Source organism: Ginsengibacter hankyongi (assembly GCF_008710285.1).
In the GTDB taxonomy this organism is placed as follows: Bacteria; Bacteroidota; Bacteroidia; order Chitinophagales; family Chitinophagaceae; genus Ginsengibacter; species Ginsengibacter hankyongi.
On record NZ_VYQF01000006.1, the window covers coordinates 213,338 to 228,899 of the forward strand.

14 protein-coding genes are annotated in these 15,562 nt (G+C 36.0%); 4 read left to right on the top strand and 10 right to left on the bottom strand.

The window, feature by feature from the left end:
• Window positions 1-23 precede the first annotated feature (23 nt).
• Complete coding sequence (gene glmS / locus FW778_RS17890; RefSeq protein WP_150416222.1) at window positions 24-1,862, top strand: glutamine--fructose-6-phosphate transaminase (isomerizing); 1,839 nt, start codon at window positions 24-26, stop codon at window positions 1,860-1,862.
• Window positions 1,863-2,011: 149 nt separating this feature from the next.
• Window positions 2,012-4,126: a DUF4954 family protein gene (locus tag FW778_RS17895; protein ID WP_150416223.1), complete on the top strand. Its 2,115-nt coding sequence runs from the start codon at window positions 2,012-2,014 to the stop codon at window positions 4,124-4,126.
• A gap of 204 nt (window positions 4,127-4,330) precedes the next feature.
• On the opposite strand, the gene FW778_RS17900 is transcribed toward FW778_RS17895, so the two are convergent.
• The 3 genes from FW778_RS17900 to FW778_RS17910 form a co-directional block, all read right to left on the bottom strand.
• Complete coding sequence (locus FW778_RS17900; protein WP_150416224.1) at window positions 4,331-4,519, bottom strand: hypothetical protein; 189 nt, start codon at window positions 4,517-4,519, stop codon at window positions 4,331-4,333.
• A 22-nt stretch (window positions 4,520-4,541) separates the two neighbouring features.
• The gene (locus FW778_RS17905; RefSeq protein WP_150416225.1) at window positions 4,542-4,823 is read right to left on the bottom strand and encodes a hypothetical protein; all 282 of its coding nucleotides are present in this window, start codon (window positions 4,821-4,823) and stop codon (window positions 4,542-4,544) included.
• 296 nt (window positions 4,824-5,119) lie between these two features.
• Entirely contained in the window at window positions 5,120-5,803 is a 684-nt protein-coding gene (locus FW778_RS17910) for a twin-arginine translocation signal domain-containing protein (protein ID WP_150416226.1), read from the bottom strand.
• 119 nt (window positions 5,804-5,922) lie between these two features.
• Here FW778_RS17910 and FW778_RS17915 point away from each other — a divergent pair, with 119 nt between their 5' ends.
• Window positions 5,923-7,119 (top strand): NAD(P)/FAD-dependent oxidoreductase, encoded by a 1,197-nt coding sequence (locus FW778_RS17915; RefSeq protein WP_150416227.1) that lies wholly within the window; start codon window positions 5,923-5,925, stop codon window positions 7,117-7,119.
• Between the two features lie 55 nt (window positions 7,120-7,174).
• Here FW778_RS17915 and FW778_RS17920 read toward each other — a convergent pair whose 3' ends face one another.
• The 3 genes from FW778_RS17920 to FW778_RS17930 all read right to left on the bottom strand — a co-directional run bounded on the left by FW778_RS17920 (window position 7,175) and on the right by FW778_RS17930 (window position 11,768).
• A complete protein-coding gene (locus tag FW778_RS17920; protein WP_150416228.1) occupies window positions 7,175-9,643 on the bottom strand; it encodes an outer membrane beta-barrel family protein in 2,469 nt (822 codons plus the stop codon).
• A 249-nt stretch (window positions 9,644-9,892) separates the two neighbouring features.
• Window positions 9,893-11,230, bottom strand: coding sequence for a prolipoprotein diacylglyceryl transferase (locus FW778_RS17925; RefSeq protein ID WP_150416229.1), 1,338 nt, complete (start codon window positions 11,228-11,230; stop codon window positions 9,893-9,895).
• Window positions 11,231-11,354: 124 nt separating this feature from the next.
• Window positions 11,355-11,768 (bottom strand): BrxA/BrxB family bacilliredoxin, encoded by a 414-nt coding sequence (locus FW778_RS17930; protein ID WP_150416230.1) that lies wholly within the window; start codon window positions 11,766-11,768, stop codon window positions 11,355-11,357.
• Window positions 11,769-11,961: 193 nt separating this feature from the next.
• On the opposite strand from FW778_RS17930, the gene FW778_RS17935 reads away from it, so the two are divergent.
• The gene (locus FW778_RS17935; RefSeq protein WP_150416231.1) at window positions 11,962-12,387 is read left to right on the top strand and encodes an Hsp20/alpha crystallin family protein; all 426 of its coding nucleotides are present in this window, start codon (window positions 11,962-11,964) and stop codon (window positions 12,385-12,387) included.
• A 48-nt stretch (window positions 12,388-12,435) separates the two neighbouring features.
• Here FW778_RS17935 and FW778_RS17940 read toward each other — a convergent pair whose 3' ends face one another.
• From FW778_RS17940 to FW778_RS17955, 4 genes are all read right to left on the bottom strand, one after another.
• Window positions 12,436-13,833, bottom strand: coding sequence for a type III PLP-dependent enzyme domain-containing protein (locus tag FW778_RS17940; protein ID WP_150416232.1), 1,398 nt, complete (start codon window positions 13,831-13,833; stop codon window positions 12,436-12,438).
• 117 nt (window positions 13,834-13,950) lie between these two features.
• A complete protein-coding gene (gene rplT / locus FW778_RS17945) occupies window positions 13,951-14,295 on the bottom strand; it encodes a 50S ribosomal protein L20 (protein WP_150416233.1) in 345 nt (114 codons plus the stop codon).
• Window positions 14,296-14,374: 79 nt separating this feature from the next.
• A complete protein-coding gene (rpmI, locus tag FW778_RS17950; protein ID WP_150416234.1) occupies window positions 14,375-14,572 on the bottom strand; it encodes a 50S ribosomal protein L35 in 198 nt (65 codons plus the stop codon).
• Between the two features lie 182 nt (window positions 14,573-14,754).
• Window positions 14,755-15,459, bottom strand: a complete 705-nt coding sequence (locus FW778_RS17955; protein WP_150416235.1) for a DUF4197 domain-containing protein — start codon at window positions 15,457-15,459, stop codon at window positions 14,755-14,757.
• Window positions 15,460-15,562 lie beyond the last annotated feature (103 nt).

Consider the following 15,562-nt stretch of genomic DNA (forward strand, 5'->3'; position numbering starts at 1 on the left):
ATCATTTAATAAAAACTTAATTTATGTGTGGAATTGTTGGCTACATTGGGCCTAGAGAAGCTTACCCGATTATTATTACCGGCCTCAAAAGGCAGGAGTACCGTGGGTATGACAGTACCGGAGTTGCGTTAATAAATGATGAAGGGCTTTTAATCTATAAGCAAAAAGGTAAAGTTGCTGAGTTGGAAGAAACATTAATTGGTAAGAGCCTGCACGCAAACATTGGAATAGGGCATACACGCTGGGCTACACATGGAGAGCCTAGTGATGTAAATGCACATCCCCATAAGAGCGCCGGGGGTAAATTGGCCATGATTCATAATGGTATTATTGAAAATTATGCCCAGCTTAAAAAAGAATTGATAAATAAAGGATATACTTTTAGAAGTGAAACAGATACCGAAGTACTGCTAAACTTCATCGAGGAAATTCAAAAAAATTCAAAATGTGATTTAGAGGAAGCAGTAAGAATTGCGTTGAAAAGAGTTTCCGGTGCGTATGTTATCCTGTTACTCGATCAGGATAATCCAGATACAATTATTGCAGCCCGAAAAGGCAGTCCTCTTGTTATAGGAATTGGTAAAGGTGAGCATTTTCTTGGCTCAGACGCCACTCCAATGCTTGAATACACAAAAGAAGTGGTTTATGTAAATGATTATGAAATTGCCGTTATAAAAGCAGATCAGCTTATTCTTAAAAATCTTGGAAATGAAAAACAAACGCCTTACATATCCAAACTGGATATAGAATTGGCCGCCATTGAAAAAGGTGGTTACGATCATTTCATGTTAAAAGAAATTCATGAACAGCCTTCAACTATTTATGATTGCTTACGTGGCAGGTTAGACGCAGAGAAAGGCACTATAACTATGAAAGGCATTCAGGATAATATCCAGGCCCTTATAACAGCGCCACGTTATATTATTATTGCCTGCGGCACAAGCTGGCATGCCGCGCTTGTTGCAGAATATGTAATTGAAGAACTATGCCGCATCCCTGTTGAAGTGGAGTATGCTTCTGAATTTAGATACCGGAATCCGATTATTAATAAAGGCGATGTTATTATTGCAATTTCGCAAAGCGGCGAAACAGCAGATACGTTAGTTGCTATTGAAAAAGCAAAAGAGCAGGGCGCATTTATTTTTGGAATTGTGAATGTGGTAGGTTCTTCCATCTCACGGGCTTCTCACGCCGGCGCCTACACGCATGCGGGTCCGGAAATCGGAGTTGCATCAACAAAAGCATTCACAGCACAGTTAGCTGTTTTATTAATGATAGCTTTGAAAATTGCAAAAGAGAAGGGCACGATTGATAATACAAAATATTCCAGGTTACTTGTAGAAATGCATGAACTTCCCGAAAAGGTTGAAGCCATACTAAAAAATGCATCACAATTAAAATTAATCGCAGAAAAATATAAGCATTCTGTAAATGCGTTATACCTGGGAAGAGGATATAATTTTCCGATTGCGCTGGAAGGTGCATTAAAGCTTAAAGAAATTTCCTACATACATGCCGAAGGTTATCCTGCAGCTGAAATGAAACATGGGCCTATTGCGCTGGTTGATGATCAACTTCCGGTAATTTTTGTTGCAACAAAAGACGAATACCATGCAAAAATTGTAAGCAACATCCAGGAAATAAAAGCACGTAAAGGAAAAGTAATTGCCATCATAACTGAAGGCGATGAAATAATTCCGTCAATGGCTGATGATATTTTTATGGTTCCTCCTGCTGATGAAATTGTTGCACCGGTATTAAGCGTTATTCCATTGCAATTACTCTCGTACTATGTCGGCGTTGCAAAAGGTTGTGATGTAGATAAACCTAGGAACCTTGCGAAGTCAGTAACGGTTGAATAGTTACCCATAGCGGCTAAAGGCGAATTCATAATCGCAATGCATTAATTTGAAAGACGTTGAATCTTGCTTATAAAGAGTTAAAAAAAAATTACTTTACATTGCGGGTTTATTGAATAATATAATTAAAAGACCTTTATGGTTCTGAGGCTATGAATATAATTACTAAACATCCGGTTAACAACTTAGGTTATAATTTTATCGATCAAAAATATTTGCCTAAAGGGGAAGACGAATATTATCTCCGGAATAAACAGAATAAGAACAGCGGCAACTACCGCAGCCTTACCACGAGGGAAAAAGAAATTCTTATACGAAGTGATAACAGTTCCGACGACTGGGGTAAAATTCTTGTATCAGATGCATTTGATCCGGTACTTGTAAAAAATTGTAAATTTTTCGGATTGGTACGAATCGGAAAATTAGAACCTTACTATCTCGAGTTTCACAATCTTCGCATGCCGGTGGGTATTTATAACAGTACAATTATCAGTTGCGATTTCGGGGACAATGTTTGCATTGATAATGCCCATTATTTAAGCCATTATATTATTGGCAACGAAGTGATGATTGCAAACGTAAATGAACTTGCTGCAACAGATTATTCAAAATTTGGAAATGGAATTTTAAAAGAAGGCGAAACAGAATTAACAAGAGTATGGATGGAAGTTCGCAGTGAAACCGGTGGCAGGCGTGTAATTCCATTTGAAAGTATGTTACCCGGGGACGCTTATTTATGGAGCAGCAACCGCAACGACAAAGAATTAATGGAAAGATTTATTGAACTCACTCAAAAAGAGTTTGATAAGAAACGTGGTTATTATGGAACAATCGGCGATCGTTGCGTTTTAAAAGATTGTAACATTATTAAAGATGTATGTATCGGTTCAGATGCATATTTGAAAGGCGCTAACAAATTAAAAAATCTTACAATCAACAGTGATGAAGAACGTACCTCACAAATTGGTGAAGGTTGTGAAATAGTAAATGGAATTATCGGTTATGGTTGTAAAATTTTTTATGGGGTTAAAGCGGTAAGATTCGTAATGGCTTCTCATTCACAACTCAAATACGGAGCCAGGCTTATTAATTCTTATCTTGGAAACAACTCAACTATTTCCTGTTGCGAAGTATTGAATTCACTTATTTTTCCTGCGCATGAACAACATCATAATAATTCTTTTTTATGTGCATCATTAATAATGGGGCAGAGCAACATCGCGGCCGGTGCTACCATCGGAAGCAATCATAACAGTCGTGGTGCAGACGGCGAAATTATTGCTGGACGCGGCTTCTGGCCTGGATTGTGTGTAAGCCTTAAACATAATTCCAAATTTGCTTCTTTTACAATTTTATCAAAAGCAGACTTTCCTTATGAATTAAATATATCATTACCGTTTTGTCTTGTAAGTAATGATGTTGCAAATGATAAACTTGTTTTAATGCCGGGTTATTGGTTCATGTACAATATGTATGCATTGGCACGCAATAGCTGGAAGTTTGCAGACAGGGATCAAAGAACAGAAAGAATTCAACACATAGAACATGATTACCTTGCACCGGATACAATCAATGAGATGTTTGATGCGATAGAAATGTTATTAAGGTTAAAAGCAGATAAAGATGGAAATTATTTTGCAACAGGTTTCGAAAACAGTGATCGCAAAACTGAAATATTAAAAGTTCCGCAGGTTATCAGTTTATTTAAAGAGTTGATAACATTTTATGGAATTACACAAATTACAGATCATATTACCCGCAATAAATTTTCATCGTTTGAAGAATTGAAAAAGAGTATTCAAGTAAAAATTCAACGGGCAAAATGGATTAACGTGGGTGGGCAATTAATTTGCGCTGCTGATGTTGATAAACTAAAAAATGACATTAAAAGAAATAAAGTTAATTCATGGACCCAGGTACATAATTACTACAGGCAAAAAGGCTCTGATTATGAAAAAGATAAATTAATTCACGCTTATACTTCGCTGCTTGAAACTGAAAATATAACGTCGAAACAGTTTACCAAAGATGTTTTTATCGAACTGCTTGAAAGTTCCATTGCCACCAAAACACGGATGGGTAAAGACATTTACACCTCGAGAGCTAAGGACTATACCAATCCATTCAGGAAAATGGTATATGATAGCAATGATGAAATGAATGCCGTAATTGGCCGGTTGGAAGACAACCAGTTTATACAAGATCAATTGGCAGAAACTGACCGGTATAAAAAAATGATAAAGGGAATCATTAAAAAAATGAAATAAAAAAGATTGCCTACTTGATTGATAACAAAAGTTATTTTTTCTTACCGCTTCTATTTTTTCCAAAGCTTCAACTGAACTTATATTGAAAGGATATTTTTCCAAAGCTAGTTTGTAATACTTTTTAGCATTGGCTTTGTCATCGGTATTTAAATAAAATTCTCACATTGAATCATAAGAACTACAGCTATTACGATACATCGCAATTTATTTTTCAAAATATTGTTCTGCTTCGGCAGTATCTTTTTTAACCTGTAGACTCATATAATCCATGATATTGTATGCCGATGCCTCGTCAGGAAATTTTTTCATAAAATCCCTGGCGGCAGAACATTCTTCCGGAGTTGCACGTGTATTTACATATAAGGAAGCCAGCATAACTCCATCCGGAAACATAGTATGAAGTTTCGCAATAATATCAGCACGATCTGCCCTGGTATTTTTTCATCGGCAAGGCAAGCAAATAATTTTTCACCTTCCGTTTTTCGGGAGGCACTTTCAAGGGTACTTTTAGCGTACATTTTTTCGGTTTCTCCGGTCGTAAGATCGGTCGATAATGAAAGGCAATAGTAAAATCGGGATTGAGTTTTACCGCAGCCAAAATATCACTATACGCCTGCGCAAACTCTGCATTCATCAAATGATCTGCTCCACTAGCTGCGAGATTTTTTGCTTCATTGGATTTTGTCGTCCAGCTCATTTTTTGTGAAATCCCAGAAACAGTTGTAAATAACAATAGCATGCACATGGATGCTCCCAATAAATTTTCTCATGTTAATTTTTTTAACCGATGAATAATAAATCACCGGGCACGAACGAAGTGCAAATAATACATTAGCTAAACTGTGGAGGGAGAGTGCGGTATAAGATAACTGTTTTAATCAGATAAAGAAACTAAAACAGTTATCTTATTAATTCGTATTTCGGTTGTATAATATTAAGGACCTTTGCATCTATATTAATCAGAAAAGTATAACGATGTTCCTTTAATTATAATTAGCCAGCAAAGCAATAAGCACAACCGTGTTCGTGAGCTCTGCCTACTGCCCAAACCCCGGAAGGAACAATTTGTATACCGGGCAATATGCCGGAAACCCAGTCTTTATAAACTTCTTTCGCATCCATGTTCACGTTCTTGGCGGCAACGGCACTCATTACGGTTAGCGCCATATTGCATGCGCAAAACATTACGCCATCGGATTGCAAATCATTTATCCCTATTTGAACTGGTCCGACTCCGGGTACCTGGAAGTCATCATGTCCGGGCTGCCAAAACATATTTCTAACTGAAGGAGCTTTTGTTTTTGGATCATCAATTTTAAAGAATTCACCAAATTTATATTTCTCCCAAAGGCGACTTTCCATTGCATACGCAATAGCGTCGTGTCTTAAGATTACCACTACGCCAGTATCTTTTCCGCCATTAGTTAATACAAAAATTTTTGGCCACGCAAACGGAAGAATCTCGTTGGGTTTGGTAACGTCAAAAGCAATGCGATGTTTCCCTTTAATCTTATTAAACCATGCGTCGGCATCGTCCCCTGGATCGGAATCTGAAGGGGCAGCAGACAAATTAAATGGAGGTGCAAAAATTGATAGACTTAATGCAGCAGCGCCAGTGGCTAAATTCTTTAAAAAATCGCGGCGCTCATTAACGTGATTCGTAATCTCCTGTTTCATGTTTTTATGAAATTTTAAGATGAAGAAATCGCGGTTTCAGAAATGAAAAATTAATATATTTTTAATTTAAATTATAATATTTCACCTAAATTTTTTAATGGTAAAATCTAAATGTAAAAATGATATTCGATTATATTGTTATTGGGAAAGGATTGATAGGTTCTGCAGCATCAAGATATTTAAGTCATTCGCAGAAAAAAATTGCTGTTATCGGTCCAGACGAACACTCCGATCCTGAGAAGGCTGTTGTATTTTCAAGTCATTACGACCAGGCAAGAATTCAAAGAATTATCGGAACTGATTCCACATGGACGCTGCTTAACCTTCAATCTTCAGCCGAATATAATTTTATTGAAAAAGAAAGTGGCATCAGGTTTTACTCGGGAGTTGGCTGTCTTTATGTAAATCCGCATGGCAGCGACGATTACCTCAGCCAAATTGAAAGACAGGCGAATGAATTTAATTTGACGTATAAGTTTTTTGAAAACGGTGACGCCATTTGTAAAATGTTTCGTGATCTGCATTTACCAAAAACATCAAAAGGCATCTTTGAATTTTCTCCTTCAGGTTATATAAATCCAAGACTATTAATTAAAGCTCAATTAGATCTGTTTCAAAAAAATAATGGTACAGTAATCAATGAAATCGCAAATGAAATCGGTAATGAAAAAAATTATGTTCGGGTAACAACATTAGATGGGAATATTTACCGTGCCAAGCAAGTTCTGCTGTGTCCCGGCGCCTTTATTAATTTTTTTAATCTCACAAAAAATAAATTAGCACTTTCATTAAAGGGCGAAACTACATTATGGGCGAATGTAACTTCAAAAGAGGCAGAGCGGTTGTCAAAGCTTCCTTCCTTATTGTATGAAATAGATATAGCCGCGTATAAAAATATTTACCTTATTCAGCCCGTTCAGTATCCGGACGGAAAATATTATCTAAAAATGGGATGCAATTTACCAGGGGATATTTACTTCGATACTATTGAAGAAATTCAGCATTGGTTTAGAACTGGAAAAAGTGACGAAAATTTGGAGGTACAGAAAGATGCATTATTAAAAATTATTCCCAGCCTACAGGCAAAAGAATATTTCACAAAAAGATGCATTGTAACTTTCACCAAACACCGGAAACCTTACGTTGGCGCTTTGAACGATCGCGGGCTTTTTGTTGCCTGCGGTGGCAACGGATATGGCGCAATGTGCTCCGACGCGTTAGGCAGAATTGCTGCTAATTTATTAACCGAAGGTTCCTTCCCCGAAGAATATTCACCGGAATCTTTCAGGCCAATATTCACCGAAAATTTACATTAAAAAAGTCGTTTCAAAATCGAAACGGCTTCTACGAGTACATGTATACGTTAGCTAATTAGTTTCCACCTGTTTTCACCCTGCTTTGCTCATCTGATGCACCACCGATCTTTCTTCCTTGCTGATTCTGCAATGATTTACCGAAGCGGTAGCTAAAAGTTAAAGATGCGTTTGTGTTATCATGCCGGTTTTTTATATACACATCTATATCCTGGTAATTAACATAACCTGAAAAATTTTGTGAGGAAAAAATATCTCTCACGCTCAGTTTAAGAGATCCTTTGTCTTTAAGAACCTGTTTCTGCAACCCGGCATCAATGCGCCACATCGGGTTCATAATTATTTGCCCCTCTATACCTTTGCTCCTGTAGAATCCACTTAATTCAGCGCTCCACCCTTTTTTAAATTTTAACTGGTTACTCATATTACCAAAGAAAGTTGTTCCGTTTGCATGAAGATAACCTCCATCAAGCGCTCCCTTATAACTATCATGAATAACGTTGGTGTAGATATTGGTCGTTAAAAATTTGGTAACAGGAAAGTAAGCGCTTACAGCCAGGCCGTAGTTTGTCCTGATCGCAATATTTTCTTTGGTTTGAAATGTTTTTCTTTCACTCGTAATTTGTTTGAGCACATCAGTAAAAACATTTTTTGTATTGCTATAATTTATTGTTGTGGTTAAAAAGCCGCCATAAGTGTGAGACAATTCTATATTATCAGTGAATTGCGGTTGTAAGAAAGTATTTCCAACTTCATAAGTATATTCATCAAGGAAATAGTAAAATGGATTTAAATCCTGGTAAGCGGGTCGATCAATTCTGCGACCATAATTTATAGAAAAAGTATTTTTCTTATTTGCTTCATAACTTATATAAACTGTTGGAAAAAGATTTATATAATTTTTTGTAAAAGATGAATCGGCCCTTGTTGTATCTCCAACCTGGTGACCTTGTGCATTGGTATTTTCTGCACGCAGCCCTGCCTGTAACCCGAATTTTTTAATTTGCCTGCTATAATTAAAGTAGGCAGCGTTAATGTTTTCTTTATAAATAAAATGATTTGTTTTTCCTTCATCTGTAACATAACCTGCTGCGGTGTTATTTTGATATAACGCATTGTTATCTGTTGTTACATAACTGCTTTTTAAACCAGTTTCAATCTTTCCTGTTTTCTTAAGCGGAAATGTAAAATCAGTTTTTGCTGAATATATATTTATCGTTGCCGGTAAAGTTCCTTTCAATTCATTTTGCGCACGTCGTGTACTGTAATCAGGATTCAAATATTGATTAATGAGTAACTGATCTTTTGTTTGATAATAAGTGAGATAATCCACATCAACAGAAAACTCTTTACCGGTAGTGTCAAATGAATGGCGCAGATTAAAATTTGCAGAAAAATTATTCGACTTTCCTTTATCAGAATTATTGGCAACCACAATTGAATCGGTAATATTATCCGCATTCTTTAGAAGTGTTGTGTTTACTCCAGGATGGCAGGACGGATTAACAAAACCTGAAAAGACAACACCTGCAATAGTTTTTTTATTGGCGTAAAAATCCATGCCTACTTTAAGATTTTGATATTGACCACTATACCGCATAAACGATTTCTGATCAAAAATGGTTTCTAAATTTTTTGTAACGGAATTTCTAAATTTTCTAAGAATATATAAATCATTATAACCATTCCAATAAGAATAATTATAATTTCCAAAGAGATTTATTTTACCAGTGCGGTAGTTAAGGTTTACACTGTTGTTGGACTTCGTATATCTGCCTTGTATAACGCCAACGCTTACACTACCGTTCATTCCTTTTAATTTATTTTTCTTCGTTTTAATATTAATAATTCCGGAATTGCCCGCTGCGTCATATTTCGCGGACGGATTAGTCATAATCTCAATTTGGTCTATGGCAGATGATGGCATATTCTTTAAGACATTCGCCAATTCCTGTCCGCTCAAATAAGAAGGCCGTCCATCCATCATAATCATTACTCCTTGTTTACCTTTCAGGCTCACATTCCCATCTTTGTCGACAGTTACACCGGGAGATTTTTCCAAAACTTCCAGCGCTGTCGTACCGGCGTTGGTTATAGCGGCATCCACATTAATAATAGTGCGATCAATTTTTCTTTCGATAAAAGGCTTTTTTATGGGTGCATTTATATTTACGGCCGCGAGTGTTTTTGCATTATCCGTTAATTTCAAAGTACCGGCATTAACTGTTGAATTACCTGCAACATCCAGCATTGGGCTATAAGTTTGAATATGCCCGGTAGATGTGGCTAACAGGTAATATTTGCCGGAAGGTATATGCTCAAATAAAAAATTGCCGGCTTTGTCTGCCAGGTTTATTTTAACTAAAGAAGAATCTTTTGCTTTAAAAAGAGAAATAGTGGCGGCATCTATAATTTTTTGATTTCCTCCGTCAATTACGTTTCCGGATATACTACCTTCTAAACTCTGGGCGGTTAATAATTTTGAAAAAAATAAAAAAGATACTGTTAAGAGGGTTAATCTGGTCATTTTCTGAAGTATTACTATGTTTTAAATATTACATAACAAAACTAAGTACTTTGCTTAGCATAGTACATAATTATACATGGAAGGCAAAATTTCTTTATGACCGGCGCATTTAAAGAATCTACTACGTGAAAGGTTTTGCAAAAGTTACTTAAGCGAGGGTATAAATTTTCAGGCAGTTTCTATTTCGGCTACGTTTATCCGTTAGATTGCGTTGTTGGAATTTTTAATACTTCAGGATTTAGATAATTATTATATAGAACCCGGTTTAGGAACATACCTTTTTCTAAGTACTGCAATTCCTATTAGGCCTGTAATAACAAGCGATGCCGAAATAAGTTCCGCCTGGGTGGGGTGAATTCCAAAAATTGAGTAAGTGGTATTTACACGAATTGTTTCTACAAAAAATCTTTCAACTCCATTTACAATAAGGTAAATGCAAAACATTATGCCGGGTATTTTTATTCTTCGTCTTATCAACCATAGAAAAAGAAATAATAAGGTACACGCTATAGTTTCATAAAAAGGTGTGGGAAATACCGGTTGTGGCAATGCCCTGCAATATTTACCCTCACAGTTTTTTAATAAAATTCCGTCCTCATTTACATTATGAGGATAAGTAAAAGCAAACATCCACGTCGGTAAAAAATCAGGTCCTTTAAAACTCTTATGAGGCACCTTTTCCAACGATTCTGAATGCCGGTCAGTAACATTCATAGTAACGCCAACGGAGTCTGTAACAGAACCGCTTAAAAAATAAGTTGCGTTTTCTCCTAATTTCTCATTGAACTGCTGGGGTGTTGAAGCCACCACATGGCCCGGAACATCGCTTATGTAAGCGCTGTTATATATCCCCCAGTCGCCATCTCCTGCAACCTGGCAGCCAATACGACCAATGGCATAAGCAATCATAAGTGCAGGTGCCGCCGCATCAGTCAGATGTAATATATTAATACCTTTTTTATAAGCATAGATGCAAATTGCAGTAGCGGCAAAAATAAGACCGCCATAAAAAGTAAGGCCGCTTGGTGAGATTAAATTACCTATAGGATTCTGTATAAAACGATCCCAGTTTTCAAGATTATCAAATAGCTTGGCACCAATAATTCCAAATATGAGAGCAAAGATAACGATGTCGCCTACCCTGTCGTGAGGCCAAATTCTAATAATGCGTTTTTCAGGCGTAGCAAGCTTTTGTTTATTTTTCTCCCGGTATTTAAAGTAAATCAATATTGCGGCTAATACTAGTCCCCCGCCCCAGCTTCCTCCTGAAGAAAAAATATAATCCTGAATATCTATGCTATGAGAACGGCTTGCAATGAAGGCTCCTATAAGTTTATAACCAAAAATAAAGCCTACCAGGCCGTTTATAAAAAGGTCAAAAAAAGAAGCTGGCTTGCCTGCAGTGATAGTTTCTTCCCTTGGCTGAAGAAGGCCCTGTTTTTCTTTTCGTTTAAGCTCAAGCGTTAGAAAGTAGGCTCCGGCTATAAAACCTAATGCAACAAAAATTCCGAAAGTATAAAAAATCTTTAATGCGTTGATTTTCCATCCAAACCAATCGTTAATAGCATAATATAAATTTGGATACATTAGCAGCCGTTTAATTTAGATAAAAAAATTGCATCAGTTAAATTTGCTTCGTAAAATATCGGGTGAAAGTATAGTAAAAAATCCCTTCAATTATAAGGTATGAAAATTTAAAGAAAACTATGACTTAACAATATTCTTCAAATGCAGCAGTAAGATTATTTGCAATCATTTGAGCCGACCTTCCTTCAATGTTGTGTCTTTCAATAAAATGAACCAGCTTACCATCTTTGAAGAGAGCTATCGATGGAGAGGAAGGAGTATAAGGCAATAAATGTTTACGAATATGCTTAACAGCTTCAATATCAAAACCCGCAAAACTTGTGGTTAAGTGGTCAGGCTTTTTTGCGCTTGTCCCAACAGCGTGCAGCACTCCCGGCCTTGCTGTACCAGCAGAACAGCCACACACTGAATTAATAACTACCAAAGTAGTTCCGTTTTCAGCCAGGGCTTTGTCAACTTGTTCATTCGTTATTAATTCAGTAAACCCATTGCTAGTCAATTCTTCTTTCATAGGTTTTACAATTTGCTCCGGATACATTTTTTTAAAAATTTAGATTGCAAATTTACAGCACTTGACTATTATACAATCATTGTTTTTTTAAACGTTTGTGAAATTTTGTCGGTAAATAAAAAGTTTTGCGTCATACTGTCTTCTAAAACATTCCAGTTGACACAAACAAAACGGGTGGTATTTAATTTGATCTGGTTAAATAAATTAAAAAATAAAAATTATGACATACGTAAAATTTAACCAACCTTCAATGAGAACTTTAGATAGTTTTCTTGACAACCTTTTAAACGAAACTCCATCAGTTCAGAACAATGGCTTTAATTTTCCACCGGTAAATATTTTTGAAACAAAAGAAAATTTTGAACTGGAATTTAATGTGCCAGGAAGAAACAAAGGAGATTTTAAAATAACAGTTGATAAAAACATCCTTACGGTTTCTTTTGAGAAGAAAGAAGAACCTAAAGACGAAAACAAAAAGCAGGTAAAAAAGGAATTTACATTGCAGCCGTTTAAAAGATCTTTCACTTTAGATGAAAAAGTGAATTCGGAAAATATTGCCGCGAAATATGAAAATGGATTACTTGTTTTAACCATTCCTAAAAAAGAAGAAGTGAAAGTTGAAGCAAAACAAATTGCAGTAAACTAAGTTTTTGAATAGTGTTAGGGTTAAAGCCTTCCGAAATCGGGAGGCTTTTTATTTATATCCCAGAATCTTCAACATGCTTTGAGCGCTTTGTTCCTTTGCATAAACCCAATCTATTAATTTCCCGTTCTTATCACGATCCAAAACAATATATTTTGGTGAAGGAATTAAACAATGCTTAATTCCGCCGTAGCCACTTATCTGGTCCTGGTACGCACCTGTGTGAAAAAAGCCAACATATAATGGTTCGCCATTTTCAATTTTGGGTAAAAAAACTTCGTTTATGTGTTCTTCCGAATCGTAATAATCATGGCTGTCACAGGTTATACCTCCAAGGGTTACACGCTGGTATTCACTGTTCCATTTATTGATGGGCAACATTAAAAATTTTTCGCCAATACCCCATGTATCAGGCAGGGTTGTAATAAACGAAGAATCTATCATATACCACGTTTCCCGGTCGTTTTGCTTTTTTTCTTTTTCAACACTGTAAATATGCGCCATGCTTTCGCCTACCGTGTAACTTCCAAATTCAGTGAAAATATTAGGCATTGGAACCTTGCTTCTCTTGCACGCAACTTTTATATTACGCACGATCTCGTTAATCATAAACTGGTAGTCGTATTCGAAACCGAGAGAATGTTTTATAGGAAAACCACCACCAATATTTATAGAATCAAGCTCGGGACAAATTTTTCTTAACTGGCAATAGAGGTTAATTATTTTATTTAATTCGCTCCAATAATAAATATCATCTTTTATTCCTTTGTTTAAAAAGATATGCAACATTTTTAGCTCAAACCTGTGTTCGTTCCCTTCAATTTCATCCACGTAAAATTCAAGAATATCTTTACTGCGTATGCCAAGCCTTGAGGTATAAAACGGGAAAGTAGGTTCCTCTTCCGCGGCAACCCTGATGCCTATTTTAAAAGGAACTCTTACCGATTTACGGTAACCTTTTAATTCATCTTTATTATCAAGAACCGGGATAACATTTTTAAATCCGGTATTAAGTAATCTTGCAATACGGCTTATGTAAGGCTTTTGCTTAAAGCCGTTGCAAATGATGAAAGTATCTTTATTTATTTTTTTTGCTTCATATAGTTTATTAATAATCTCAATGTCGTACGCATAAGATGTTTCAAGATGAATATTGTTCTTCAATGCTTCTTCTACAATAAAAGAAAAATGAGAACTTTTTGTACAATAGCAATAGAAATACTTGCCCTCGTACTTATGTTTTTTAAAAGCATTGGCAAACATTTTTTTTGCCTTGTTTATTTGTTGTCCAATCTTAGGCAGGTAGGTAAATTTTAAAGGAGTTCCATATTTGTCAATCAAAGCTTTTACATCAACATCGTTATACTGCAGGTAATCATCTTTTAAATTATAATCTTCCTGCGGAAAATTAAAGGTTTGATTAACGAGATCGAGGTAACTATTATTCATTGATTTACTTTAAGCTGTTTAAAATTTTTACAAATGTAACAGAATGATATATTTAATAAACAAAAAAAACCGCCCTGATTTTTTCCAGGACGGTTTCTAAAAAATATATTCCGGTTTTTATTTAACGGAAAGAATAAGATTTTTAAAACTTTCAGGCTCATTCATTGCCATATCTGCAAGAATCTTCCTGTTGAGATCGATATTTTTTTCGGAAAGTTTATGGATAAACTGGCTATACGTCATTCCTTCTGCTCTTACAGCAGCGTTGATACGTGCAATCCATAAAGTTCTGTATTCGCGTTTTTTAAGTTTACGGCCTACGTAACTGTAGGTCATACCTTTTTCCATTACATTTTTTGCAACGGTATATACATTTTTTCTTTTACCGTAATAACCTTTAGCGGCTTTAAGAATTCTTTTTCTTCTTGCTCTTGATGCGACTGCATTTACTGAACGTGGCATAATTAATATTTTTGATTGTAGGCTTGCTTATAAACAAGCTGACTTTTTAATTTTTTTTTACCTAATTAGGATTCCGGGATTATTTCATCCTTAATAAGCGCATTACAAACGGCCTGTTAGCATCGCTTACCATGCCCTTCTTACGTAAACTGCGTTTACGCTTGGTAGTTTTCTTTGTTAAGATGTGGCGTTTGTAGGCCTTTTGAAAAGTAATTTCACCGGTACCGGTTACTTTAAAGCGCTTCTTGGCGCTGGAGTTGGTTTTAACCTTTGGCATTATTTTAATATTTTATTTTTACACCCTCGCCGGCGTCCCGAACAGACGGGAACTTATGGAGCCATGTGGGCAATATGCTTTTAAGAAAACCCGTTGAGCCAAAACATAAAATTCCAAACGGGGTGCAAATGTAGTAATTTATTTCGAGAAAATGTATATGCGCTGGTCTCTCGCGAAAGCTTTTACCGGTTTTGGTTAGCAAATACTTTTTTCAAAATGTCAGTAACCCGCGCAGCAGGATCCTGGCGGATCTTTTGTTCTTCCAGGCCAATTTGGTAAAACAAACCATCAAGTGCTTTTTGTGTTACATAGCCTGTAAGATCAGTATTCACAGGATTTTTACTAAAACGATTGTACGCTGTAAACACATCCTTCCAATATTTAGTAGCATTGGTATTGTCTAGCGATTTCGATATAACAGGAGTAAAAGCCGTTATAAGTTCAGGCGTTGATTTTTGTTTCAGATAATCAGTAGCTGCAAAATTTCCTCCTCGTAATATTCCAAATGCATCTTGAATGGTCATTTGCTTTATGGCGTTCAAAAATATATTACCTACAGATTTTGATGCGTCCTCTGCGGCCCGGTTCATGGATAATATGGCCTTATCAACAACGCTTCCAAAGCCAACATCCCTCAATGTCTTTTCAACTTTTTGCGCTTCCGGCGGCATTAATATTTTTATTGCTGCATCTTTATAAAATCCATTTAATAGACTTAAACGGTGCGCTGATGAATCTGTTCCTACTTTTAATGCTTCTTTCAGGCCATGCACTACTTCGTCGTTTGTAAGATTACCATTATTGATACTTCCTATAATACTTTTAGCGGTATCACATCCGCTTAAAAACAATAAAAACATGAAACTCAGAAGGGATAATTTTTTCATAAATAGCTTTTTAAATTAACTCATTCTGACTCGTCCTAAAAAAAGTTTACAGGTTAAAAGATAAATTCTGCAATAGGTTTACAGGATAATTTTCATTTTTCTT

Bases quoted from the DNA above. Each gene is read 5' to 3' on its own strand.
- rpmI (WP_150416234.1), bottom strand. From the start codon at position 14,572: ATGCCAAAGGTTAAAACCAACTCCAGCGCCAAGAAGCGCTTTAAAGTA.
- FW778_RS17935 (WP_150416231.1), top strand. From the start codon at position 11,962: ATGACATACGTAAAATTTAACCAACCTTCAATGAGAACTTTAGATAGT.
- FW778_RS17915 (WP_150416227.1), top strand. From the start codon at position 5,923: ATGATATTCGATTATATTGTTATTGGGAAAGGATTGATAGGTTCTGCA.
- glmS (WP_150416222.1), top strand. From the start codon at position 24: ATGTGTGGAATTGTTGGCTACATTGGGCCTAGAGAAGCTTACCCGATT.
- FW778_RS17895 (WP_150416223.1), top strand. From the start codon at position 2,012: ATGAATATAATTACTAAACATCCGGTTAACAACTTAGGTTATAATTTT.
- FW778_RS17900 (WP_150416224.1), bottom strand. From the start codon at position 4,519: ATGTTTCCGGATGGAGTTATGCTGGCTTCCTTATATGTAAATACACGT.
- rplT (WP_150416233.1), bottom strand. From the start codon at position 14,295: ATGCCACGTTCAGTAAATGCAGTCGCATCAAGAGCAAGAAGAAAAAGA.
- FW778_RS17905 (WP_150416225.1), bottom strand. From the start codon at position 4,823: ATGAGCTGGACGACAAAATCCAATGAAGCAAAAAATCTCGCAGCTAGT.
- FW778_RS17955 (WP_150416235.1), bottom strand. From the start codon at position 15,459: ATGAAAAAATTATCCCTTCTGAGTTTCATGTTTTTATTGTTTTTAAGC.
- FW778_RS17925 (WP_150416229.1), bottom strand. From the start codon at position 11,230: ATGTATCCAAATTTATATTATGCTATTAACGATTGGTTTGGATGGAAA.
- FW778_RS17910 (WP_150416226.1), bottom strand. From the start codon at position 5,803: ATGAAACAGGAGATTACGAATCACGTTAATGAGCGCCGCGATTTTTTA.
- FW778_RS17930 (WP_150416230.1), bottom strand. From the start codon at position 11,768: ATGTATCCGGAGCAAATTGTAAAACCTATGAAAGAAGAATTGACTAGC.
- FW778_RS17940 (WP_150416232.1), bottom strand. From the start codon at position 13,833: ATGAATAATAGTTACCTCGATCTCGTTAATCAAACCTTTAATTTTCCG.
- FW778_RS17920 (WP_150416228.1), bottom strand. From the start codon at position 9,643: ATGACCAGATTAACCCTCTTAACAGTATCTTTTTTATTTTTTTCAAAA.